Consider the following 22,476-nt stretch of genomic DNA (forward strand, 5'->3'; position numbering starts at 1 on the left):
ACTATAGAACAAACTTAGCTAGGTCAAGATTAGTTATTATTTTTGATAATTGATTTTCTACGAATTTATCATCGATAATTATTTTTTTGCCTTTCATTTCGCTAGCTTCAAAGCTTATATCCTCAAGCAAATTCTCAAGTATAGTATGCAGCCTTCTAGCCCCTATATCTTCGACTTCTAAATTAACGGTGATCGCATAATCCGCTATCTTCTCAATAGCAGAAGCAGCAAATTCAAGACGCACGTCTTCAGTACCTATTAACGCCGAATATTGTTTTATTAAACTAGTTTCAGGCTCAAGCAATATTTTAATCATATCATCTTTGGTAAGCGAATTTAATTCTACTCTAATCGGTAACCTTCCTTGTAACTCCGGTAATAAATCAGAAGGTTTAGCAATATGGAAAGCACCGGAAGCAATAAATAATATATGATCGGTTTTAACTGGTCCATATTTAGTATTAACTGTCGTGCCCTCTATTAAAGGTAGCAAATCTCTTTGCACTCCCTCTCTACTTATTTCGGCATTTTTTGCTCCGGAACTACTAGTCGAAGCTATTTTATCAATTTCGTCAATAAAAACTATACCGTCATTTTCAGCTAAATTTATAGCTTGCTGAATAATTTTTTCTTGGTCTATTAATTTTTCTGATTCTTCAGGTATAATAATAGCCATAGCATCTTTAACTAGCATTTTTTTTGTTTTAGTCTTACTGCTGCCAAGGGCTCGTCCAATCATATCGCCAAGATTAAGAACGCCCATAGATGCTCCAGGCATGCCCGGTATTTCAAAACTTCCACTGCCGACAGGTGTAGTATCAGCTACACTAATTTCAATTTCCGTATCATCAAGTTCGCCGTTTAAAATTTTTTCTTTGAACTTTTCTCTAGTCTCACTACTAGAAGTTTTACCTACTAAACTATCTAATATTCTCTCTATCGCTTTTTCACGGGCATTAATATCTACTTTCGTTTTTGCTAAAGTTTTTTCAGTATTAACGGCTATTTCGACTAAATCACGCATGATTGATTCTACATCACGCCCTACATATCCGACTTCGGTAAATTTAGTTGCTTCAATTTTATAGAAAGGAGAATTAGTCAGCTTTGCAAGGCGTCTTGCTATTTCCGTTTTCCCGACACCGGTTGAACCAATCATTAAAATATTTTTCGGTACTATTTCATTACGTAAATTACCTTCTACTCTTTTACGACGACAACGATTTCTAAGTGCAATAGCAACGGCTTTTTTAGCCTTTTCTTGACCTACGATAAATCTATTAAGTTCATTCACTATTTGAGAAGGGGTAAGCCCCATAGGGTCTTTTTTATAAGTAGTTTTAGTAGCTTTCATACAACTTTTTCCATTATAATATTATGATTAGAAAATACACACAAATCTGCAGCTATATTCATAGATTTTAAAGCAATTTCTTCAGCAGTTAAATTATTCTCGTAAGACATTAGAGCGCGAGCGGCAGATAGTGCAAATAAACCGCCTGAACCTATTGCTGCAACATTATTTTCAGGCTCTACGACATCACCGTTGCCGGTTAAAATTAATATATGACTACGATCAGCAACAATCATCATTGCTTCCAAACGTCTCAAATATTTATCGCTACGCCAATCTTTTGCAAGCTCAACTGCACTTCTAAGTAAATTATGCTTATGTTGCTCTATCTTTACTGCAAGTTTTTCAAATAACGCAAGACCGTCAGCCGTAGAACCTGCAAAACCGGCAATAATTTTATTATTTGCTATAGTCCGAAGTTTTCGTGCTGTAGATTTTAGTACGGTATTACCATGCGAAACTTGTCCATCTGCTGCTATAATTATTTCTTCATTCTTTTTTAAACAAAGTATTGTTGTGCCGTGTAAGGCTAAATTATCTGACATAATATAAAATTTATTGATATTAAGTTGTTAATTAAGTACTATTAGAATTACTGTTAAGTAGACGAATAGACGAAGTTTAATTTGGAAAAGAGCAAGGAGTCTGTAAGCCGAGGAGCGGAGCGTATATTAATACGTGAGCATCCGAGGGCTTACCAAAACAACGTAGCCAATTTTCCAAATTAAACGAGTATACTTGACTAATCCAATTTAATTAATTATTGTCCCTTGAATTTTCAAGACTTAAACTTAAATAATGAATATATACGCAATATACATTAACTCCACACAAAAAAATAATAATTTTATTGTTATTGAAGAAGGTTTTTCATGGATAGCGGCTCTCTTAAGTATATTTTGGGCATTATACCATAAAATGTGGTTAGTTGTTGCTATTGCTGTAATAGCGAATATAATCGTTACGGCGATTAATATCGAAGAGTTAAAGTTTATATTTAAGATAGTCTTAATATTAGGCTTCGGCTTTTTTGCTTCAGATATTAGAGAAAATTATTTAAAAAGAAATAATTACCGACTAGAAGATATAATAATTGCCAACTCTAGAATTGAAGCTGAATTAAAATTTCTAAAACGTAGTATGCTTGTTTAACAGAAACGTGGTTTCATAAATATTAAATCGTCACATTGCGCGCAGTCTACGACTGCTCGCAATGACGGAAAAATCAAGCCATGCAATAAAGCTTTTAACAGGAATAAAATGATGTATAACAAAGAAAATGTTTTTGCAAAAATCATAAGTAAAAATCTTCCGGCAGAAATAATTTATGAAGATAAACAAATTTTAGCATTCAAAGATATAGCACCCGTAGCACCTGTACATATTATCGTTATACCTAAAAACGAATATATAGATTATACCGATTTCATCTCTAAAGCTTCTATAGACGAAATAAAACATTTTTTTGCTAAAATTTCTGATATAGCAAATGAAGCGGGTTTAGATAAAGACGGTTATCGTTTAATAACTAATAAAGGCGAGAAATCGGGACAAACTATTTTTCATTTCCATTTCCATATTATCGGAGGTGAAAAACTCATCGGATTAATAAATAATGACTAAAAAATACAATATTGCAGTAATCGGAGCCACAGGAAATGTAGGACGTGAAACTCTAAATATTCTAGCTGAGCGTAATTTCCCCATTGATAAAGTTTATGCTATAGCTTCAGATAGCTCTCTAGGGCGGGAAGTAAGCTTTGGAGAAAAAATACTACAAATTAATAGTTTAAAAAGTTTACATTTTGACAATATCGATATTGCTTTTTTTTGTGCAGGTTCAGAAGTTTCAAAAGAATTTATACCAAAAGCTACTGCTAGTAATTGTGTAGTTATCGACAAATCCTCACTTTTTAGAGTTGATAATCAAGTGCCGTTAATTGTACCTGAGGTTAATTTATCAACACTTAAAGAGTTTAATACTAAAAATATCATAGCTAACCCTAACTGTATCGTCATTCCACTTGCAGTAGCATTAAAACCGCTAGATAATGAAATAAAGATTAAAAGAGTAGTGATATCTACTTATCAATCAGTATCAGGAGCAGGTAAAGCAGGAATGGACGAACTCTACGACCAAACAAAATCTAAATACGTTTTTGGAGAGAATGATCCTAAGAAATTTCCAAAACAGATTGCATTTAATCTTTTTCCTCATATAGGTGATTTAAATAAAGATGGCTATACAAGTGAAGAAGCAAAAATTGCTTCTGAACTAAACAAAATTATAGGTAATCACTTTAAAGCTAGCGTTACTTCTGTTAGAGTACCGGTATTTATCGGTCATTCTATATCGGTTAACATAGAATTTAACGACAAAATTGATGCCAAAGAAGTCGAAGAAATATTACAAGATGCCGATGGAATTGTTACAATTTCTAATAATAATGACCTTGCGTATATCTCACCCGTTGAAGTGGTAGGCGAAGATGCCATATATGTCTCTCGAATTAGAAATGACGTAAGTAGAGATAATACGATAAATCTATGGATCACATGTGATAACTTACGTAAAGGAGCAGCTTTAAATAGTGTTCAAATTGCTGAAGAATTAATTAATAATTATTTATAATATAACTAATATGGATAATAAAAATAATAATCTAAATAAAAAAAACCCCGTAGTAATAGCATTAGGCGAATGTAGAACAGCTTTTTGGATAGTTTTTTGGTTTGCTTTTGTAATCAACTTACTAATGTTAATTACTCCTCTTTACTCACTACAAGTTCTTGATAGAGTCCTTGGAAGCGGTAATCTACAAACATTATTATTTTTATCAATAATAATCGCATATATTTATTTTGTTTACGGATTATTACAAATTGCTCGTTCTTTTACACTTATAAAAGTAGGAGAATGGCTTGATAGAACAGTAGCTCCCGTAATTTTTGCTTCTTCAATTTCTGCAGCTGCAACACGAGCAAATATGGGTTCTAGCCAATTATTACGTGATTTTCAAACCGTCAAAACATTCCTAACAAGTACCGGAATTAATACTTTATTCGATGCCCCTTGGAGCCTTATCTATATTGCGGTTATTTTTTCAATTCATCCATATATCGGTCTTATTACCGTTTTTGGTGCAATTATAATAGTTTCAACCGCTTTCTTTAATGCTACAGCTACTAATAAAACGCTCGGTGAAGCTACCGAATTTTCGATAAAAGGTATGACACAAGCCGATATTGCAAACAGAAATGCAGAAGCAATTGAAGCAATGGGAATGATGAAGAATGTTACAAAAAATTGGCATAAATTTAACATATTAGCACTTGATAAGCAATCGGTTGCTAGCTATCGTAACGGTGTTATTTCTAACTTTTCAAGGTTTATCCGTAATATAATGCAAATGGCTGTTACCGGAGTCGGTGCTTACATTGTTGTAAAATCTCACAGTGCAGATATGACTCCCGGTAATATGATTATGAGTTCTATCATAGTCGGTAGAGCTCTTGCTCCTTTCGATAATGCTATTGATTTATGGAAAAGTATGAGCGGTGCTATTAAATCATACAAAAACATTAATAATTTATTTAACACTTATTCTTCTAGAGACGAAACGATGCCAATTCCGAACGTTGATGGTCATCTTACTGTTGAAAATATTTATTATGCTCACCCTATACCGAAACATTTACCACAACCTCCTGTACCGAAATATATCTTAAAAGACGTTAGTTTTGCAGTACAACCGGGCGAAGTTTTAGCAATTATCGGTCCTTCGGCTACAGGGAAATCAACTTTAGCTAAAATCATAGTCGGGGTATGGAAAGAATCATCAGGTTCCGTACGTTTAGATAGTGCTGAAATTTATCGTTGGAATAGAGAAGATTTCGGTAGACATGTCGGCTATCTTCCTCAAGGAATAGAACTTTTTAGCGGTAGTATTAAACAAAATATAGCTAGAATGGAAGAAGATGCCGATCCGCAAAAAGTTATTGAAGCAGCTAAAATAGCCGGAGCTCATGAAATGATATTAAGATTCCCTGACGGTTATGATTCTGATATCGGTCCTGCAGGCTCTAATCTATCAGGTGGTCAAAGACAGCGTATTGGGCTTGCTAGAGCTTTTTACGGTAATCCAAAACTCATCATTTTAGATGAGCCTAATGCTAATTTAGATGAGGCAGGTGAAGTTGCCCTTGCAAGTGCCTTAAAACAAGCAAAACTTAAAGGAATAGCAGTTCTTGTAATTTCACATAGACCATCCGTATTATCCGTTGTTGATAAAATTCTAATATTACAGGATGGAGTCGTTGCAGCTTACGGAACGGAAGAAGAGATTCAAAAACACTTTAAAACTTTAAAAAGCGGTACAATGCATATTAATAACTAAAGTGTCATATCGTGACTTGATTGGTATTGTTTGCGTGGCTTCCAAATCATCATTGCAAGCGAAAGTTAGTGAGCGTGGCAATATCATGAATTCTATCGAGATTGCTTCGTCAATTACTACGTCATGTCCTCGCAATGACGCAAAATACAAACGCTGACTAAATATAATAATGATTAAATATTATGCAGGACTTAAAACACAATAAACCTCAAATTACTCCGGAACAATTAAAACAATTATTGTCCTTAAGAGAAGATGCGTTAAACCTTAAAGGTCAAAGTTCTAAACGTAAAGCTTTAATAAATACTACATTAAAGAAAATCTCTCATGCTATAGAATTCTTATTAGTAAAACTTGATAGGTTTGTTAATTTTATTACCAAGAAAACCGATAAAGATCGTAATAATGTAGCCCAAGCTGCAAGATCACCTATACTTTTCGGTATTTATGTTATAATCTTTTTAGTATTAATAGGCGGATTATGGTCGGCTCTTGCTCCACTCGATAGTGGTGCTGTAGCTATCGGTATCGTAATGCCAAGCACAAATAAAAAAACGATTCAACATCATGAAGGCGGAATAATCAATGCTATTTATGTGAAGCAAGGTGATAAAGTCAAAGCAGGCGATAAATTAATAGAGCTTGAAGAAACTAGAATAAAAAGTGAACATGAAAATATTCTTGGTCAGTACCGTAATTTTTTAGCAACTGAAAATCGTTTAATTGCCGAACGTGATAATTTAGAACAAATCGAATTCTCTGATTTTCTAATGCAGGATATCAATTTACCGGAAGTAGCTAAAATAATTCATACGCAGGAAAATTTATTTAGATCTAGAAAAGAAGTATATAACTCAGAGAAAGATGCATTACATCAAAATATTGCTCAACTTGAGAAAAAAATTGAAGGTTTAGAAGCAAAAAAAGTTGCCGCCTCCAAAACTGCTGAAGTTTATCAAGACCGTTTAAAAGCTTTAAGAACGTTAAAAGAAAAAGGCTTTGTACAAAAAGCAGCCTTATTAGACCAAGAGGCAAAAGTTGCCGCTTCAAAAAGCGATGTTGCAATAACTGAAGCCGAAATAGCAGGAATACGCCATGCTATTACCGAAACTCAAATTAAAATTATAAATCAACAAAATAAATACACTGAACGGACTTTAACAGAGCTTCGTGAAGCTCAAGTACAAACCGCATCTCTTAAAGAAAAATATAATGCCCTGACGGATTCGCTTAATCGTGTGATAATCAGATCACCTGTTGACGGTATAGTTAATAATTTAAAATATCATACAATAGGTGGTGTTATAAGTCACGGACAACCTATTATGGAAATTTTGCCAACTAATGACCCATTAATAATAGAAGCAAAGGTATCTCAAAAAAACATTGACTCAGTACATGAGGGATTAGTTGCAAAAATACGTTTCAGTGCATTTAAATCAAGAACAACTCCAACATTTACCGGTAAAGTAGTAAGCATATCTCCAGATATCGTACAAGATGAAAGACAGCATCCGGGACAACAGCAAGATAATTATTATGTTGCAAGAGTTGAAATCGATATGAATGAATTTAACAAAGTTGCTAAAGTTAAAAATCTTAAATTACACCCCGGTATGCAAGCTGAGGTACAAATTGTAACAGGTACTAGAACACTACTTAGATATTTACTTGATCCCGTTACTGATACTGCATTTAAAGCTTTCAGAGAAAAATAGATAATTTGAAAATTTTAAGTTAGATAACTTTACGGAACCTAAATATTTTGTAAAACAATATTTATTAAAAATTCTTTAATTCTTTATTGACTTTGAACCAAAAGAGGTATAGCCTATTTTGTAATCTAATTATATATAAGGTTATATGTATATGTTAGGCTATGAAAAAGAACAAAGAAGTTTAAATAGAGAACAAAAGCAAGCAGTCGGATTACTTTCTATAGGTACATTTCTAGAGTATTTTGACCTTATGCTTTATGTGCATATGGCGATGCTTTTAAATAATTTATTTTTTCCGGAATATGATCCTTTCACTTTTTCGTTGCTTACCGCATTTTCTTTCTGTTCTACCTATTTGCTAAGACCTATAGGCGCATTAATATTTGGGTATATAGGCGATCATTTTGGACGTAAGATTGTAGTTGTTTTAACTACCCTATTAATGGCTATTACTTGTGTGATTATAGGCAGCATGCCAACATATGCACAGATAGGTATAACAGCCTCTTGGATTCTTACTATATGTCGTATAATTCAAGGTATGTCAGCAACTGCAGAAGCACGAGGTGCAGAGCTGTACTTAACCGAAAATTCATCTCCTCCTATACAATATCCATTAGTAGCAATTATAACCGTATTTTCTGCCGTAGGCACTACGGTAGCACTAGGTATTGCATCAATTTTTACTAATCAAAATATTTATCACCATGAATCAAGTTGGCGTATAGCCTTTTTCGTTGGTGCAACTATCGCTTTTGTAGGTACTATTGCAAGGACTAGTTTAAAAGAAGCAGAGGCATTTTCAAATAAAAGAAACAAATTAAAACTAAGACTTCAAGATAATAATATTATGCTTGAAGAAATTGACAAAGATATTCTAGATCAAAAAGTTCCAAACACTACTTCTATTTGGTATTTCTTTATCCAATGTGCTAGACCACCGTGTTTTTATTTCGTATATATATATTGCGGTGATATATTAAAAAGAGAATGCGGGTTTACTCCAAGTCAAATTATAAATCAAAATTTTTGGGTATCTATAATAGATCTACTCGGTATTATCGGTCTTGCATTTATTAGCTATAAAATCCATCCTTTAAAAATCCTAAAGGTAAAATTATATCTATTTTTTACCTCTCTCATTTTTTTCCCTATAATGTTAAACTATAACCCTACTCCTTTATATATTTTTATTTTTCAATGTTTAGCTGCATTATTCGTATTTGATCACGTACCGGCAGCTCCTATATTTTATAAATATTTTCCGGTTTTTAAGAGATTTACATATACTAGTATGCTAAGTGCAATAGCAAAATTATTTACTTATATTATAACGTCATTTGGTTTAGTTTATATTACCAATTATCTAGGATATTGGGGATTATTTTTAATTTTCATTCCGGTAGGTATAACTTTCTTTATGGGAGTAACTTATTTTCAGCGAATGGAAACGAATCGAAATTTATAATTTTATTTAAAGTAGAATTTATATTAAATTTTAAATTATTTTTATGACATTCAGCATATATTAGCTCTGAAACTGAAGGTATTTCAAGTATTTCACTTAACACTAAAAAGCTTTTTAATGTCTCTTTAATTATTTTATAAGCTTTTTCAGGTGATTTTACTTCCAAAGTTTGTAAATTATGTATTCTATCAAAAAGTTTTATAAGAGCAGTATCGTATTTTTTTTGTTTAATTAACAAAATAAGACTTTTCTCACTACTTATTTTTCCCCAAGGTTTAATTCTAGTTAGACCTGCTACATGCTTTGCTACTTCTTCATCAAAAATATTGCTAATCATTTCTTCAGTAAGTTCAGTATCTTCAATAGTGTCATGAAGTAATGCAGCTTGTAGCATTCTAAAAGTAAAGAGTTTAGGCACTTCTTTTGCTACAAATTCCGCTACCATAATTGTTACTGCGATTGGATGAGAATAATAAGGTTCACCTGATTGACGCATTTGCTCACCATGATATTTACGAGCATAATAAATACCTTTTTTAACTTCTCTAATATCGATAGGTTGTTTTACTTGGGTATTTAAAAATAAAAGCCTTTCGATTAACTTATCTGAATATTTACAGCTTTCAAAATTTTTTTCCCAATATTCTATATCTTTCATAAAATCGCCCTATTCTATATATATTATTTTATTGGTTTTTTTATAATTATCTTTTATATTTTCTTTTTAAAATCTAATTATTATTTATTAAAAATCTCTATATTTAATAATTTTTCTATTTTAAATACTAAAAAATAACTATATATTAAAAATAGTTTTTTACAAAGATTTCATCCTTAACTATCACCTACATTTTTCTCATTACAACAATATTTCTTTTTAGTCTGTATGGCTGAGGAAGTATTCTTTCGAGGGTTTTTACAAAGAACATTACAAAATCTTTTACCAAAACAGCAGATTTTAGCTATTATTATAGCATCTTTAATATTTAGGATCGCACATTTTCAAGGCGGACTTAAATATAGCTTTAAGCACTATATGCGGTTTTTTCTATGGTCATGCATATTATAAAACAGGCAAAATATTATGCTCTATGATAGTTCATTTCTGTCTAAATTTATGCCATGTATTATTATTTACTTATCCTGCTCTTAAAACTTTGTGAAATAAATGTAATTTTAATAGACAAATTTATAGTTTTTTTTATTTACAAATAGTAAACATAATAACTAAGTTTTATGAACAAAAACATCCCTACGGATTTATTACCTTCAGAATATGAGTTAGCAAGCTTTAGTAATGCTGCTTTGACCCTATTTTTAATGGAAACAACCTTATTATCCTTGTTTGGTTATTGCCGCTACTGTTGTTTCAATAATGAGTAAAAAGATATGGGGCTTGAATTAATCGGTGATTATACCACGGACATGATAAATAATATTTTTTAATTATTGCATGGTTCTTATAATATCATTCCTGCGAAAGGCTTGCCTACGTGGCTCGAAAATAGTCATTGCGAGGAAATTACGTAAGTAATTGACGAAGCAATCTCAGAAGTTTGTTTCATGAGATTACCACTCAGTCTACGACTGCTCGCAATGACGGGGTGGTATCCACGCAGGCAATGCCCAACCTACAATTTACTTGGATCAAAGCTAAAATTAATCTCTTTCCAATGGTTAAAGCGTGCAGAGTCAAGGTTTTCGATAGGGCTTGCTTGCCACACCGCTCTAATTGCATTATCCGCCAAAGCTTCACAAACACTAGCCGGAATATTAGGACAGATTTTTTCGTTAACCTTTGCCTGCTCAACATTACCTGCTTTATCTAGCGTAATACTAATAATGACTTTTACTTTATTATTACCTCTAACTCCTGCCGGTACATTACTCCAATGTCTTTCAATCTGTCTTTTTATCAAAGATGTTTCACTATCGGAAAGAGGCAGCCCATCCGTATAAACCCCTTTAGCTTCTTTTGCATTATCAGCTTTTTTTGACCTTTGATGCTTATTGGATTTTACATTATCCCCTTCCGAAGATTGCTCTAAATTCTTCAGCAAAAAATCAAGCTCATCGGTTTTAGGCTCTTTTTTCTTCACCTCTTTAGGCTTCTCAACCGGTTTCTTTTCCTCTTTCTTTTCTTCGGGCTTCTTCTTTTCTTCTGCTTGTTTTTTTTCTTCTTCTTTAGGTTTTTCTTCCTTTACTTCTTCTTTCTTCTCAGGTAACGCTTCTTTTGCTTCTTCAGACTTTGGTTCTTCTATAGGTTTTTTCTCTTCTATTTTAGGCTTTTCTTCCATTGTTTTAGCCTCAGGCTCTTTTGCTTTTTCTACTTTAGGCAAATCTTGCGGTTCTTCTTCTTTTGGCTTACTCTGCTCAGATTTTTTAGCGTCTTTGTTTTCTATATGGACTTCTTTTTGCTTTGTCTGAGTGATAATATTTGATTTATCGCTAACAGGTAACATTTCAAAAGTTATAGTTTGCTCTTCCGGTAATTTTTCAAAAAGTGACGGCATACCAAATAGAAAAAAATATAAAAGAAGTAAGTGCAAAACAACAGAGAAGCTAAGGAAAACCGTAAAATTATCCTTATTTTGATTACTTTTCATTATTTTTAATATTTGAAATAAGAGCTACACGAGAAAAGCCGGCAGCATGAATTTCGGCAACTATCTCTACTACCTGCCCATAAGAAACATTTCTATCGCCTCTTACAAAAATTCTAGCATCCTTTTTTTCTTTAGTGATATTTGCAAGCTTGTCGGTTAAATGCATTCTTTCTATTGGAATTTCAAGTAAGAAAATTTTGCCTTTATTATTGATAGTAACAACCAAAGGCTCATCCTGACCTGAAGTAAGGCTTGAATTTGTCTCAGGCAAATCCACGTTTACTCCTGAAACAAGTATTGGAGAAGTAATCATGAAAATAATTAATAGCACAAGCATCACGTCAACAAGCGGCGTAACGTTAATTTCGCTAACTACCGCTCTTTTACTTTTTCTATTACTTCCGGCAAGCTTTATAGCCATTACATTTTCTCCTGATCAATTGCCTTAGAAAGTATAGAGTTTAACTCACTAATAAAATCTTCAATCTTATTATTGATAAGAGTAATACGGCAAATCAGATAATTATAAAAAATTACTGCCGGAATAGCTGCAAATAAGCCTATCGCAGTTGCAAGTAACGCCTCGGCAATTCCGGGAGCTACTACGGCAAGAGAAGTATTTTTTGAAGTAGCAATCGATTGGAAGCTATGCATAATCCCCCAAACGGTACCGAATAAACCTACGAAAGGAGCACTTGATCCAACAGTTGCCAAGAAGCTTAAATTTTTCTCGAGCTTTTCGACTTCCCTATTTTGAGCTAAGTACATTGCACCCGTTATACGCTCTTTATGGTTGTTTTTTAAGCCTTCAGAAAGCCCTTTAGTGCTTAAGCTTTTACACTCATCCATAGCTGAGATAAAAATTAAAGCTAGCGGATTATTAACCGACTTTTTTATGCTTTCATATAATTGCTCTAATACTCCACCAGACCAAAACACATTTTCAAATACCCGCATGCTTTTCTGCACTTGCGCTAGCTTAAATATTTTATCCAAAATAATAGCCCATGACCAAATAGAGGCAATAAGCAACATCAGCATAACTGACTTACCAATAATGTCGGAGGAGCTTATTAAAGAAAAAATCGATAAATGATCTTGCGTAACGACTTCTAAACCGTCGCTAATATTAGTATCTGCACTCATTGAATATATATTATTTAAATTATTCTAAAATTAAATAATATATTCATATTTTATTTTTGTCATTAGGTTATGTGAAAAATTTTAGTAATCAATTTAGTATGGCTTTTGAAAAACACTTCAGTGTCATACCGTGGCTTGACCACGGTATCCAGAAAACAACTAAAAACTAATAATATTAGTATTTTTAACTGAATTCTGTGAATAAATCACAAGGTGACACATATTTTTTAAACCATTAATTTAATATCTCTTGACTTGCGTCAATTTTTTATATAAAAGACTACCATCAAATTTAACTTAAAGTTGCATACAAATTAATTCAATATTTAAAAAACTTGAATCTATAGCTTTTGGTCCATGGCTTAATGAATACAAACAATTATTTACCTCAGACGAATTAAAAACTGAGCTTTTTGATATAATCATTCAAGCTCAAGAAAATAAAAAACATTTTAATAAAGAGTTATTTATATTATTTAATAACGTTATTGAAAGAGAGAAAAGGCAAGAGATAAAGCAATTAGAAGTTGATGTTATTTTTTCTTCGGACTATAGAGCAAACTTATATTCTATATTTACTTGGTTAACTAACTTTCAGTTAGAACAATATGCTAGATTTATATTAAATCTTCCAAAGAATTATAAGGACTATGAAGATTATTTTTTACAAGAAAAACAACAAGATGGATATTCAAAAATCAAAGCTTTTAATAATGTTCAAGATAAGCAATTCTTAGCGAGAAAATATTTCAATTTATCACAGCACAAACTATCAAATAATTACCCATTGTTTCAAGAAAATACTTTAAAATTGCAAAAATATTTAGAATATCCTTATGAATATAATACTGCAATTGATAAATCTGAATTTCTAGGTTCTGTAGATAGCTATTATAATTATTCTTGTGATAATATATAAAAATTATATATTAATAAAACAATCATTTATTAAGAAAATTAATATGCTGAAATCAGAAAATATACAAAAATCCGATAAAGCTCCTAAAGTTATACGTAAAGACACTTTTTTTAGACCTTATGGCCTTCCATCTTATTCTATTTACTATATGGATGACGGCACACAACTATATATCGTGAATCTGAATCACCTCATCATTATGATAAAGTTAAAATGATAGGTCATGATACCGGATATTTTCATAAATATTTTACTGGATTGGGTTTGAATAGACATTACTTAGAAAAATTGCTTTGTGAGTTAATTTAGCCTCTCGATGTCATTCCTAGCTAGAAACAAGAATCGAGTAATAAAAAGTTCATACACTGTAAGTTTTTAATAATAATTCTATGTAAAATTTTAAACCTTTCCTATCACATTGGAGCAGTTCTTAAGCCCAACTAATACTAAATTATACTCATGAAAAATGCAGAACCTTCAATTAGTTTTAAGCTTGATATTACCACGGTTTATAACACCCACAATATATTATCAGTAAGAAATTTTAGAAAAAACTTTTCCGGTCTTGATGTAGTAAAAATGGATAAAAACTTTTCATCTATACCAACTGTTGGTACCGCTATAGAAGTAATGCATTATATATTTGGACATTTAAATAGTGAAAAATCTACAGTAAGTAGCAAGAAAGCTACAGAAATTAAGCATTCACTAATACATAAATTAATGCCTAATTATCCATATGAAAGTTACACAAATCATGAATTGTTGAAAAATTATGAAATAATACAGAGACCAGGCTTTTTTGAATATCAATTAGATGGTGAACTCATAAAATGGATGCCGGATAAAATCATTTCTATACCACTTGATACGCTAACTAAAATTCAAATAATGAGTCTTGCCTTTCAATATAGTATATTAAATAGACACAATAAAGCTGCTAAAGAGATATTTAAACGTATAATTGCAGCAATAAATCTATATTTTAATTACTTTGCAAAAGAAGTTGAACAATATAGCAAATGTGCAGCATATCTACTCCCTGTGCTAAAGCTTATTGAACCGGAATCTAAGCTTAAAATTACCCAAGCACTAGTACCGTATACAAAATCCAGCTTAGATTTGTCAGGTCAATTCTCTGATTTATTAATGGAAAATAAAAATTTTGAAGAGGCAAAAGCTTTACTTGAAGAATCTATTTTTTCGTTAAATACTAATACTGAAAATCAGGTTTTAGTCCAGTGGTATTATAGAACAGGTCGTGTTTATGAAGAAACCGGAAGCTATGATATGTCCACTAAATGTTATGAACATGCTTTTGTGCTTCTACCCACACATCCAACAGCAGACTATCATTTATGGTCTAATTATAGAATACAAGACGAATGTGGTAAAGCTAATGACTTAATACAATATGTGCCGATAGAATATATAAAATACATTCTAGAAATGTTAACTAATCCATATGAAATTTCTTATAAGACGTTAGATGTAATTAAAAAAATACCTTAGTTCCTTTCTATTCATCAATATATGATGGCTGTGAATACATGGCTTTTTATAACAGAATTTCTAATAAAAAAAATTAACAAAAACCAGCAATCAATATTAACCGAAAAACTAAAAGCAATTAGTGATACCCCAAACAACATACTTCTAGCATTCTCACTTGCCCTATGTAGTAAGCAATTTAAAACGGCTTCTGATCTTTTAAATAAGATACCTGAGCATCAAATAAATTTGTATGAAAAGGCTATTATAAAACTTCGAAGTTACGTGGACCCAATTATACGTTACCTCAAAATAATACTCTAACGTCCAATGAAAAAGCAGAGGTTCTTAACGCCATTAATACCCGTTTAATAGCAGAATAACGAGACTAAATTAACTTCTGAAAAATCTGAAAAGATTTTCCAAAATGTTGAAAATGCTCTGCAAAATGATTCTTGCAATGAAAACACTTTAGAAATTGGAGTAGTTACCACCTTATTAAATAATAACCCAAAAAAGTACAAGAATATGCAAGTAAATTAAGTCAAAAAAAAAACAAGAAGGGATTATTGCAAGCTATTCCCCCGATAATAAGCAAATAGAAAACTTAGAACAATTAACCCTTCAATATGATACAAAAAAAAATCCATCAATATTATTAACTAAAAAAGAAACATGAATTTTAGCCATTCAAAAGATTACCAACTTCAATAATAATTCTTGGAATATTCCTAAAGAAGGTCAAATTAAAATTGACAATCAGGAAGTAACAAAAGGTACGGCTAAATTTCTTGGCAAATATAGAGGATTTGATTGTTACGGTACAATGTCTAAAAAAATCTATAATACCTTTGATAAAAGTAAAGTCACCTATTTTGTTTCTGCTTTAAAAAGAGGAATAATATATCACAAACACGGAGTAAACGGAGTTAAACTTATTAAGGAAAATGCTTTTAAAGCTAAGTGGGACTGTGATAACCGATTATTTACGAATATATTATATTTTAATTAACAAGGGTTATTATTAAATGTTGATGAGTATGGTAACCATGCTGAAGTAAAAAAGTTCATTAGCGGTCATCATTTGGAGTTTTATAATGTGTAGTGATTAACTTTAAGATTCTGCTTTGTTGTATGACTCGATTTTTATCATCATTGCGAGGAAATTGCATAGCAATTGACGAAGCAATCTCAGGAATATTTGACGAAATTGCTACGCAGCCTATGGCTGCTCGCAATGACGTGGTAGTATCCACGCAACAACGCCTCCTTGCAATGTATCTATATTTAATGAGTAATGCCTAAAACTTAGGATAATTTTGTAGTAGAACTTAAATAATCGTTGCAGTATTTCTCAATATAATCATCATATTTACCTTTAAAATCAACAATCTTTTTTCTATGGGAAAGAGCAATAATTCCGATCGTGCGTTACTAATATTACCGTACCATCAAAATCAATTAGAGATTTTTTAAGAACTGCTCTTGACTCTATATCAAGATGATTTGTCGGTTCATCAAGAACCAAAATATTACTTTTTTCTAGCATCATTTTAGCAAGTAATAATCTTGCGCCCTCACCGCCGCTTAAACTTAAAATATTTTTATTTACTTCATCACTGCGAAATAATACTTGTCCGAGCGTATTTCTAATTGTATTTTCCGTTTCTTTTTCAGATTGTTTCAGATTGCTTTTTAAGCCAATCAATAATACTAATATTTTCATTAAGTAGCTCATGATGGTCTTGAGCGAAATAAGATATTTGCGATTCATATCCCCACTCATAGCTACCTTGATCTGCTGATATTTTATTCATTAAGATTTTTAATAAAGTAGATTTACCGATATCGTTTGCACCAATAATAATTTTTTCTCCTCATGATAAGTTAAAACTAACTTTATTTAATATTTGCTTATTCTCAAAATCTTTAGTTATTTGATCAATTTTTAATACTAATTTTCCTGAATTGTTTAGCTGCTTAAATCTAAATAACGGACTAATTCTTAAAGATTTCTGTATATCCGGTAATTCTATTTTCTCTAACTGCTTTTCTCGGGAAGCACTTTGCCTTACTTCTCGTCCCTACTATAAATTTATCAACCCAAGCCTGCATATTTTCTATTTTCTTTTCTAAGAAATTTCGCTCGCTTAGCTTCTGAGCAGCTATTATCTGCTTTTCTTGAACAAAATTATTATAATTGCCCGTATATAGTTTTATTTCTCCATAATCTATGTCCAAAATATCCGTTACGACATTATTTAAAAAAGCTAAATCATGCGATATAAAAATTAATATTCCTTTAAAAGAGTTTTTTAAATAATTCTCAAGCCAATATATTGAAATAATATCAAGATGGTTTGTCGGTTCGTCGAGTAGTAAAATATCGGGATTATTAAATAGACTTTGTACGAGTAATATATGAAGCTTATAACCTTCTGACAACACAGAAAGCGGCTCATAATGGTATTTTTCGGCTATTCCAAAACCTACACAAGCAAGCTAACTACAAAAATTTCATTAGTATAACCATCATTATCGTATATTACCTGTTCAAGTTCACCAAACTTATACCCATCTTCATCGCTACATTCCTGCCGATTTAATATCTCTTCTTTTTTCTGTAAAGCTTTCCATAACTCCTTATTCCCTGCTATTACCGTATCTATAATTTTAGTATTTTCATAAAGAAACTGATCTTGTTTTAAACAACCTATTTTGGAGTTTTTTGGTATGTTAATCTCACCGAAAGCTGGCTCTTCTTCCTTAGTTAAGACTTTGAAAAAAGTTGTTTGACCTGCTCCGTTGACACCTACTAAACCATATCGTTTATTGTTTTTAATATGCAAATTTACATCAGTAAATAGGTATTCTTGTACCATAACTCATGGCTAAATCGTTTATAAGTCGTGGTTAAATGGTGTTATTGTATAGACACCTAATTGCCATTGTGAACAACTGCAGGTCTTGTTGCATGACTCGTTTTATGTCATTCCAGCGAAGGCGTTGTTGCGTAGATACCGCCCTGTCATTGCGAACAGTCGTAGACTGCGTGGCAGTCCAAAATAATAATAAAAAAATTCAATCAGAATTTTTTACTGGATTGCTTCGTCAAAACTTACAGTTTTCCTTGCAATGACGACCTTCAGTATCCACACAACAAGACCTATGCAGGCATAACATAAGAACTATGCGGGCAATGCCGAGCTTGTGGCAAGATTCATAAATGTTTATTACTTAAAGTTAGTTTTGATGGGTACCATGGAAGGTTCATGGTATAACAATAAAAAATCTTATTTCTTCAATAGCTCAAGAGCTTTTGCAAAATCTACTATATATTCTTCTTCTTTTTTTAAGTCTTTGATTTTTAAGTTATTATTTGCCTGCTCTTCATCACCTATAAAAATAATAAATTTAGCATTTTCATTAAAAATGCGTTGCATTCTTTTAGCTATTTTACCTAGGGGTTCTATGATAGTAGCAATATTTTCTGTTCGCAATTTATCTACAATTTCTAAAGCATAGCAAATATTATTTTTGCCTATAGGTAATACAAATACCAGCTTAACTTCAGATATACTATATTCCTGCATTAAAGCAATTCGCTCAATACCGGCAGCAAAACCGATAGCCGGCACATCATCGTTATTACCCATGATTTTAGCAAGCCCGTCATAACGTCCACCGGCTAGAATAGTAGATTGGCTCCCTAGCTTTTTTGTAGTGAATTCAAAAGCAGTATGGCAATAATAATCAAGCCCTCTAACCAAGCGTGGATTTATGCTATATTTCACGCCTAAAATATCTAGATACTTTATTAACTCCTCAAAATATTCTTTGGATTCATCAGTGTAATATTCAGATAAAACCGGTGCATTTGCTATTATTTTCTGATCAGTCTCACTTTTAGAATCAAGTATCCGCATTGGATTTTTGGATAACCTTATTTTGCTTTCTTCTGATAATTGATCTTTAAAATCATTTAGATATTCTACTAATTTTTGCTGATAAACGCTTCTTGATTCATTACATCCAAGAGAGTTAAGCTCTAAGGTAGTATCCTGCTCTATTTCGAGTGCTTTTAATATATCAACGGATAACTTCAAAGTGTCAGCATCAGTAATTGCTCCTTTAGCACCGATATACTCATAATTTAGTTGGTGAAATTGTCTTTGACGGCCTGCTTGCGGTCTATCATAACGAAAAACAGGACCGGTAGAGAAAAACTTTAATGGTAATTTATGTTGTAATCCGTTTGAGATGAGGCTTCTTATAATACATGCTGTAAATTCAGGTCGTAATGCTACGGAATCATTGCTTTTATCTAAAAAACTATAGATTTCTTTGCTGATTACATCAGAGCTTTCACCCATCGAACGGTTAAAGACTTTAGTATACTCCAAAATAGGAGTACTCATTTGTTTATAGCCGTACAATACTCCAACATCTCTTGCTGTGTTAATTATATAGTCGTGAACTTTATAATCATCCGGCAAGAGATCTTTCATTCCTCGGAGTAGTTGCAGCTTTTCAGTCATTTAGTTAATTTTGTTTTGTTGCGTGGATACTACTAACTTGTCATTGCGAGGAGAGGCAAAGCCTCGACATGACAATCTCAGGAATTTTGTACTACTTCATGAGATTGCCACACTCTCTACGTTCGCTCACAATGACGGATAGCTCCCTCTTAATTCTGCTCTTTTTTCATAAAAAACGATCTTATAATATATAAAACAAATATTGTAATAAACCAATATATTAATGCACGACCTGCGGTTAATAGATTAAATTCACTGTCATATATTTGAATAAATAGTAAATATGCACAAGCAATTAAAATAAACGGTACGATAATAAATACTAAAGGACATCTAAAAGGTCTTTGAACATCAGGTAGTGTTACCCTAAATAATACCACTATTATTGTAACGGTTATATAATCAATAAGAGCTCCCATTGAAGTTAATTGCGTTAATAATTCCGTAGAACAAAATCCTCCAAGGATAGCAGCTAAAGAAGCAAATATTATAATCGTAATATACGGACTATCATATTTTGGATGCAGCTTTGCAAAACTTTTCGGTAGTAAACCGTCACGTGCAATAGCATAAAAAATACGAGAAGTACCGTAAATATTCATCATCAACACCGTCATCATACCGCAAAGTGCTCCGGTTGCAACAATAGCAGAGCCGATCTTGCTATTATTGATAGTTAAAGCATAAGCAAGCGGTTGATCGTTATTTAACTGATCAAAAGGTGCAATACCGGTAACAAGCCCTGCCATCATTACATAAACTATAGTAGTTAGAACAAGTGAGCCAATAATACCGATCATTATATCGCGTTTTGGGTTTTTACACTCCTCAGCTGCGGTTGCAATCGTTCCAAAACCCGTAAAAGCTAAGAATAAAATAGACGCACCTATTAAAACATTACTAAAACCGAAAGGCATAAAATTACTCCAGTTAGTAGCATCAAAATGAGGAGCAGCAGCGAGTATAAATACGAATATTGCAGCCATTTTTATGAAAACTAAAATTGCATTTAGTCTCTTACTATCTTTAGTACCTAAATATAAAATAAATCCAATAAATCCTGAGATTAAAAATGCCGGTAAATTTATTATACCGCCGTTTGTCGGTACAGTAATTAATTCTTTCGGTAAATTGATTCCACCTGCTACTAGTATTCCTTGTACGTAGCCCGACCAGCCTGCAGCTACTATTCCTGCAGCAACCCCAAGTTCTAATATTATAACACTACCGATCATCCAAGCAAATACTTCGCCAAATGCTACATAGGAATAAGTGTAAATACTTCCTGATGTCGGAAGCATTGCAGCAAGTTCAGTATAAACAAGCGCTACAAAGATACAGGTAATACCTGCAATCGCATAAGATAACATTACTGCAGGCCCTGAATATTTAGCAGCAATTATACCGGTAACAACGAATACGCCCGTGCCGATCATCGCACCAAGACCCAGTAATATTAAATCGCATGCTCCAAGCGTCTTGCTAAGACCGCTTGAGCTGCCTATCTCTTTTACTGATTCAAAACTTTTCTTCCTTAAAAAACTCATCAGTTTCTCCTATTTTAGTGAGCTTATTTTTTTGTGAATTGCGTCATTGCGAGCGGCTAAAAGGAGCGTGGCAATCTCAGGAGGTCTAACTAGATTGCCACGTCGCTTCGCTCCTCGCAATGACGCAATTACCTTATCTCTCTAGTAATCCATCCACCACCAAGTACTCTTTCGCCGACATAAATAACGCATGCTTGCCCAGGGGCAACAGCTTTTTCTTCGCATAAAAATTTTACTTTCATTTTATCATCACCAAGTTTACTTATTTCGGCTAGACGTGGCGGTCTTGTCGAGCGAATTTTAACTGCTACTTCTAACTTTTCGTTATCTTTAATCTCATCTGCAAGCCAATTCACATCTCTAATGATAAATTCCTGCACGTTTAATGCGGACTCCGGTCCTACATATACTATATTGTCCTTAGGATCAATCTTTACTACATATAAAGGCTCATTATAAGCTATACCAAGACCACGACGTTGCCCTATGGTGTAGTTAATTATACCGCTATGCTCTCCTAGCTTAAACCCGTTTACGTGAATAATTTTACCGCTTTCACTGCTATTTGGACGTATTTTATTTATTACGCTCTTATAATTTCCGTCAGGTACGAAACAAATATCTTGGCTGTCAGGCTTATCCGCTACCTCAAGCCCAAATTTACTAGCAAGCTTTCGTGTTTCATCCTTAGTAAGCCCTCCTAGAGGGAAACGTAAATATTCTAATTGCTCTTTAGTTGTCGTAAATAAAAAATAACTTTGATCTTTTGCTGGATCAAGCCCTGTATATAATTCCGCTCCGTTATCACCGTTTATTTTTCGTACGTAATGACCGGTAGCAAGCTTATCTGCTCCAAGCTCTCTAGCCGTTTTAATTAGATCCCTGAACTTTACCGATTTATTACATTGCACACATGGAAGCGGTGTTTCACCTTGTAAATAGCTATCGACGAAATTATCTATTACCGACTCTTTAAATTTGCTCTCATAATCAAGTACGTAATGAGGAATACCTAGCTTATTTGCTACCATTTTAGCATCGTAAATATCCTGACCAGCACAACAGGCATTTTTCTTCCCTACTGCCATACCGTGATCATATAGCTGCAAGGTAATACCTATAACATTATGTCCTTGTTCATGCAGCATTGCGGCAACAGCCGAACTATCAACCCCGCCTGACATTGCGACAACTATAGTAGACTGCTTATCCCCTAAATTAATCATACCAACCTTAAATAAACAGTAAATTATACTAAATTTATAATTAAATTACAACACTATCTTTTAATA

Annotated in this window: 20 protein-coding genes and 5 pseudogenes; 13 read left to right on the forward strand and 12 right to left on the reverse strand. The window is 32.6% G+C overall.

The window, feature by feature from the left end; genetic code table 11:
* Position 1: 1 nt before the first annotated feature.
* Positions 2–1,354 carry an ATP-dependent protease ATPase subunit HslU gene (gene hslU / locus AB4K15_RS03200; protein ID WP_032074070.1) on the reverse strand — a complete coding sequence of 451 codons (1,353 nt, stop codon included), beginning with the start codon at positions 1,352–1,354 and terminating at the stop codon, positions 2–4.
* Positions 1,351–1,899 (reverse strand): ATP-dependent protease subunit HslV, encoded by a 549-nt coding sequence (gene hslV / locus AB4K15_RS03205; protein ID WP_014408447.1) that lies wholly within the window; start codon positions 1,897–1,899, stop codon positions 1,351–1,353. The genes hslU and hslV overlap by 4 nt, the downstream gene beginning before the upstream one ends.
* Positions 1,900–1,980: 81 nt before the next feature.
* On the opposite strand from hslV, the gene AB4K15_RS03210 reads away from it, so the two are divergent.
* The 7 genes from AB4K15_RS03210 to AB4K15_RS03240 all read left to right on the forward strand — a co-directional run bounded on the left by AB4K15_RS03210 (position 1,981) and on the right by AB4K15_RS03240 (position 8,937).
* Positions 1,981–2,082 (forward strand): palindromic element RPE5 domain-containing protein, encoded by a 102-nt coding sequence (locus AB4K15_RS03210; protein WP_084698805.1) that lies wholly within the window; start codon positions 1,981–1,983, stop codon positions 2,080–2,082.
* Positions 2,083–2,152: 70 nt separating this feature from the next.
* A complete protein-coding gene (locus tag AB4K15_RS03215) occupies positions 2,153–2,506 on the forward strand; it encodes a DUF2628 domain-containing protein (RefSeq protein WP_032074069.1) in 354 nt (117 codons plus the stop codon).
* Between the two features lie 111 nt (positions 2,507–2,617).
* Complete coding sequence (locus AB4K15_RS03220; RefSeq protein WP_032074068.1) at positions 2,618–2,977, forward strand: HIT domain-containing protein; 360 nt, start codon at positions 2,618–2,620, stop codon at positions 2,975–2,977.
* Positions 2,970–3,986: an aspartate-semialdehyde dehydrogenase gene (gene asd, locus AB4K15_RS03225; RefSeq protein WP_032074067.1), complete on the forward strand. Its 1,017-nt coding sequence runs from the start codon at positions 2,970–2,972 to the stop codon at positions 3,984–3,986. Before AB4K15_RS03220 ends, asd begins: the two co-directional genes overlap by 8 nt.
* 10 nt (positions 3,987–3,996) lie before the next feature.
* The gene (locus tag AB4K15_RS03230) at positions 3,997–5,751 is read left to right on the forward strand and encodes a type I secretion system permease/ATPase (protein ID WP_032074066.1); all 1,755 of its coding nucleotides are present in this window, start codon (positions 3,997–3,999) and stop codon (positions 5,749–5,751) included.
* A 182-nt stretch (positions 5,752–5,933) separates the two neighbouring features.
* Entirely contained in the window at positions 5,934–7,469 is a 1,536-nt protein-coding gene (locus AB4K15_RS03235) for an HlyD family type I secretion periplasmic adaptor subunit (RefSeq protein ID WP_032074065.1), read from the forward strand.
* A gap of 151 nt (positions 7,470–7,620) precedes the next feature.
* Positions 7,621–8,937: an MFS transporter gene (locus tag AB4K15_RS03240; RefSeq protein ID WP_500224474.1), complete on the forward strand. Its 1,317-nt coding sequence runs from the start codon at positions 7,621–7,623 to the stop codon at positions 8,935–8,937.
* On the opposite strand, the gene AB4K15_RS03245 is transcribed toward AB4K15_RS03240, so the two are convergent.
* Positions 8,888–9,595 (reverse strand): RelA/SpoT family protein, encoded by a 708-nt coding sequence (locus AB4K15_RS03245; RefSeq protein WP_032074064.1) that lies wholly within the window; start codon positions 9,593–9,595, stop codon positions 8,888–8,890. The two genes, AB4K15_RS03240 and AB4K15_RS03245, sit on opposite strands and share 50 nt — an antisense overlap.
* 228 nt (positions 9,596–9,823) lie before the next feature.
* On the opposite strand from AB4K15_RS03245, the pseudogene AB4K15_RS03250 reads away from it, so the two are divergent.
* Positions 9,824–10,100 (forward strand): annotated as a pseudogene (locus AB4K15_RS03250) (CPBP family intramembrane glutamic endopeptidase).
* A gap of 468 nt (positions 10,101–10,568) precedes the next feature.
* Here the strand turns inward: AB4K15_RS03250 and tolA are convergent.
* From tolA to tolQ, 3 genes are read right to left on the reverse strand one after another with little or no spacing between them, the layout of a single operon-like run.
* Positions 10,569–11,543 carry a cell envelope integrity protein TolA gene (gene tolA / locus AB4K15_RS03255; protein WP_032074063.1) on the reverse strand — a complete coding sequence of 325 codons (975 nt, stop codon included), beginning with the start codon at positions 11,541–11,543 and terminating at the stop codon, positions 10,569–10,571.
* Positions 11,533–11,964 carry a protein TolR gene (tolR, locus tag AB4K15_RS03260; protein WP_032074062.1) on the reverse strand — a complete coding sequence of 144 codons (432 nt, stop codon included), beginning with the start codon at positions 11,962–11,964 and terminating at the stop codon, positions 11,533–11,535. Before tolR ends, tolA begins: the two co-directional genes overlap by 11 nt.
* The gene (gene tolQ / locus AB4K15_RS03265; RefSeq protein ID WP_032074061.1) at positions 11,964–12,689 is read right to left on the reverse strand and encodes a protein TolQ; all 726 of its coding nucleotides are present in this window, start codon (positions 12,687–12,689) and stop codon (positions 11,964–11,966) included. The genes tolR and tolQ overlap by 1 nt, the downstream gene beginning before the upstream one ends.
* A 962-nt stretch (positions 12,690–13,651) precedes the next feature.
* Between tolQ and AB4K15_RS03270 the strand changes: the two are divergent.
* The 5 genes and pseudogenes from AB4K15_RS03270 to AB4K15_RS03290 all read left to right on the forward strand — a co-directional run bounded on the left by AB4K15_RS03270 (position 13,652) and on the right by AB4K15_RS03290 (position 16,404).
* Positions 13,652–13,917: pseudogene (locus AB4K15_RS03270) on the forward strand (hypothetical protein).
* Between the two features lie 150 nt (positions 13,918–14,067).
* A complete protein-coding gene (locus AB4K15_RS03275; RefSeq protein ID WP_500224478.1) occupies positions 14,068–15,120 on the forward strand; it encodes a tetratricopeptide repeat protein in 1,053 nt (350 codons plus the stop codon).
* Positions 15,121–15,158: 38 nt separating this feature from the next.
* Positions 15,159–15,642, forward strand: a pseudogene (locus tag AB4K15_RS03280) (hypothetical protein).
* Positions 15,638–16,111 (forward strand): annotated as a pseudogene (locus tag AB4K15_RS03285) (hypothetical protein). Before AB4K15_RS03280 ends, AB4K15_RS03285 begins: the two co-directional pseudogenes overlap by 5 nt.
* Before the next feature lie 122 nt (positions 16,112–16,233).
* On the forward strand, positions 16,234–16,404 hold the full coding sequence (locus AB4K15_RS03290) for a hypothetical protein (protein ID WP_500225690.1): 171 nt from the start codon (positions 16,234–16,236) through the stop codon (positions 16,402–16,404).
* Between the two features lie 94 nt (positions 16,405–16,498).
* On the opposite strand, the pseudogene AB4K15_RS03295 reads toward AB4K15_RS03290, so the two are convergent.
* The 6 genes and pseudogenes from AB4K15_RS03295 to mnmA form a co-directional block, all read right to left on the reverse strand.
* Positions 16,499–16,916 (reverse strand): annotated as a pseudogene (locus AB4K15_RS03295) (ATP-binding cassette domain-containing protein).
* Positions 16,917–17,097: 181 nt separating this feature from the next.
* Positions 17,098–17,547 (reverse strand): hypothetical protein, encoded by a 450-nt coding sequence (locus AB4K15_RS03300; protein ID WP_500224480.1) that lies wholly within the window; start codon positions 17,545–17,547, stop codon positions 17,098–17,100.
* Between the two features lie 41 nt (positions 17,548–17,588).
* Positions 17,589–17,981, reverse strand: a complete 393-nt coding sequence (locus tag AB4K15_RS03305) for an ATP-binding cassette domain-containing protein (protein ID WP_500224481.1) — start codon at positions 17,979–17,981, stop codon at positions 17,589–17,591.
* A gap of 411 nt (positions 17,982–18,392) precedes the next feature.
* A complete protein-coding gene (gene hisS, locus AB4K15_RS03310) occupies positions 18,393–19,637 on the reverse strand; it encodes a histidine--tRNA ligase (RefSeq protein WP_032074059.1) in 1,245 nt (414 codons plus the stop codon).
* 149 nt (positions 19,638–19,786) lie between these two features.
* On the reverse strand, positions 19,787–21,184 hold the full coding sequence (locus AB4K15_RS03315) for an amino acid permease (protein ID WP_032074058.1): 1,398 nt from the start codon (positions 21,182–21,184) through the stop codon (positions 19,787–19,789).
* 128 nt (positions 21,185–21,312) lie between these two features.
* The gene (mnmA, locus tag AB4K15_RS03320) at positions 21,313–22,410 is read right to left on the reverse strand and encodes a tRNA 2-thiouridine(34) synthase MnmA (RefSeq protein WP_032074057.1); all 1,098 of its coding nucleotides are present in this window, start codon (positions 22,408–22,410) and stop codon (positions 21,313–21,315) included.
* Between the last annotated feature and the right edge of the window lie 66 nt (positions 22,411–22,476).

It is taken from the genome of Rickettsia aeschlimannii, from assembly GCF_047973405.1.
Lineage (GTDB): Bacteria > Pseudomonadota > Alphaproteobacteria > Rickettsiales > Rickettsiaceae > Rickettsia > Rickettsia rickettsii.

Bases quoted from the DNA above. Each gene is read 5' to 3' on its own strand.
- asd (WP_032074067.1), top strand. From the start codon at position 2,970: ATGACTAAAAAATACAATATTGCAGTAATCGGAGCCACAGGAAATGTA.
- AB4K15_RS03240 (WP_500224474.1), top strand. From the start codon at position 7,621: ATGTTAGGCTATGAAAAAGAACAAAGAAGTTTAAATAGAGAACAAAAG.
- AB4K15_RS03245 (WP_032074064.1), bottom strand. From the start codon at position 9,595: ATGAAAGATATAGAATATTGGGAAAAAAATTTTGAAAGCTGTAAATAT.
- tolA (WP_032074063.1), bottom strand. From the start codon at position 11,543: ATGAAAAGTAATCAAAATAAGGATAATTTTACGGTTTTCCTTAGCTTC.
- AB4K15_RS03290 (WP_500225690.1), top strand. From the start codon at position 16,234: ATGACTCGATTTTTATCATCATTGCGAGGAAATTGCATAGCAATTGAC.
- hslU (WP_032074070.1), bottom strand. From the start codon at position 1,354: ATGAAAGCTACTAAAACTACTTATAAAAAAGACCCTATGGGGCTTACC.
- tolQ (WP_032074061.1), bottom strand. From the start codon at position 12,689: ATGAGTGCAGATACTAATATTAGCGACGGTTTAGAAGTCGTTACGCAA.
- mnmA (WP_032074057.1), bottom strand. From the start codon at position 22,410: ATGATTAATTTAGGGGATAAGCAGTCTACTATAGTTGTCGCAATGTCA.
- hslV (WP_014408447.1), bottom strand. From the start codon at position 1,899: ATGTCAGATAATTTAGCCTTACACGGCACAACAATACTTTGTTTAAAA.
- tolR (WP_032074062.1), bottom strand. From the start codon at position 11,964: ATGGCTATAAAGCTTGCCGGAAGTAATAGAAAAAGTAAAAGAGCGGTA.
- AB4K15_RS03235 (WP_032074065.1), top strand. From the start codon at position 5,934: ATGCAGGACTTAAAACACAATAAACCTCAAATTACTCCGGAACAATTA.
- AB4K15_RS03305 (WP_500224481.1), bottom strand. From the start codon at position 17,981: ATGGTACAAGAATACCTATTTACTGATGTAAATTTGCATATTAAAAAC.
- AB4K15_RS03220 (WP_032074068.1), top strand. From the start codon at position 2,618: ATGTATAACAAAGAAAATGTTTTTGCAAAAATCATAAGTAAAAATCTT.
- AB4K15_RS03230 (WP_032074066.1), top strand. From the start codon at position 3,997: ATGGATAATAAAAATAATAATCTAAATAAAAAAAACCCCGTAGTAATA.
- AB4K15_RS03215 (WP_032074069.1), top strand. From the start codon at position 2,153: ATGAATATATACGCAATATACATTAACTCCACACAAAAAAATAATAAT.
- AB4K15_RS03315 (WP_032074058.1), bottom strand. From the start codon at position 21,184: ATGAGTTTTTTAAGGAAGAAAAGTTTTGAATCAGTAAAAGAGATAGGC.
- hisS (WP_032074059.1), bottom strand. From the start codon at position 19,637: ATGACTGAAAAGCTGCAACTACTCCGAGGAATGAAAGATCTCTTGCCG.
- AB4K15_RS03275 (WP_500224478.1), top strand. From the start codon at position 14,068: ATGAAAAATGCAGAACCTTCAATTAGTTTTAAGCTTGATATTACCACG.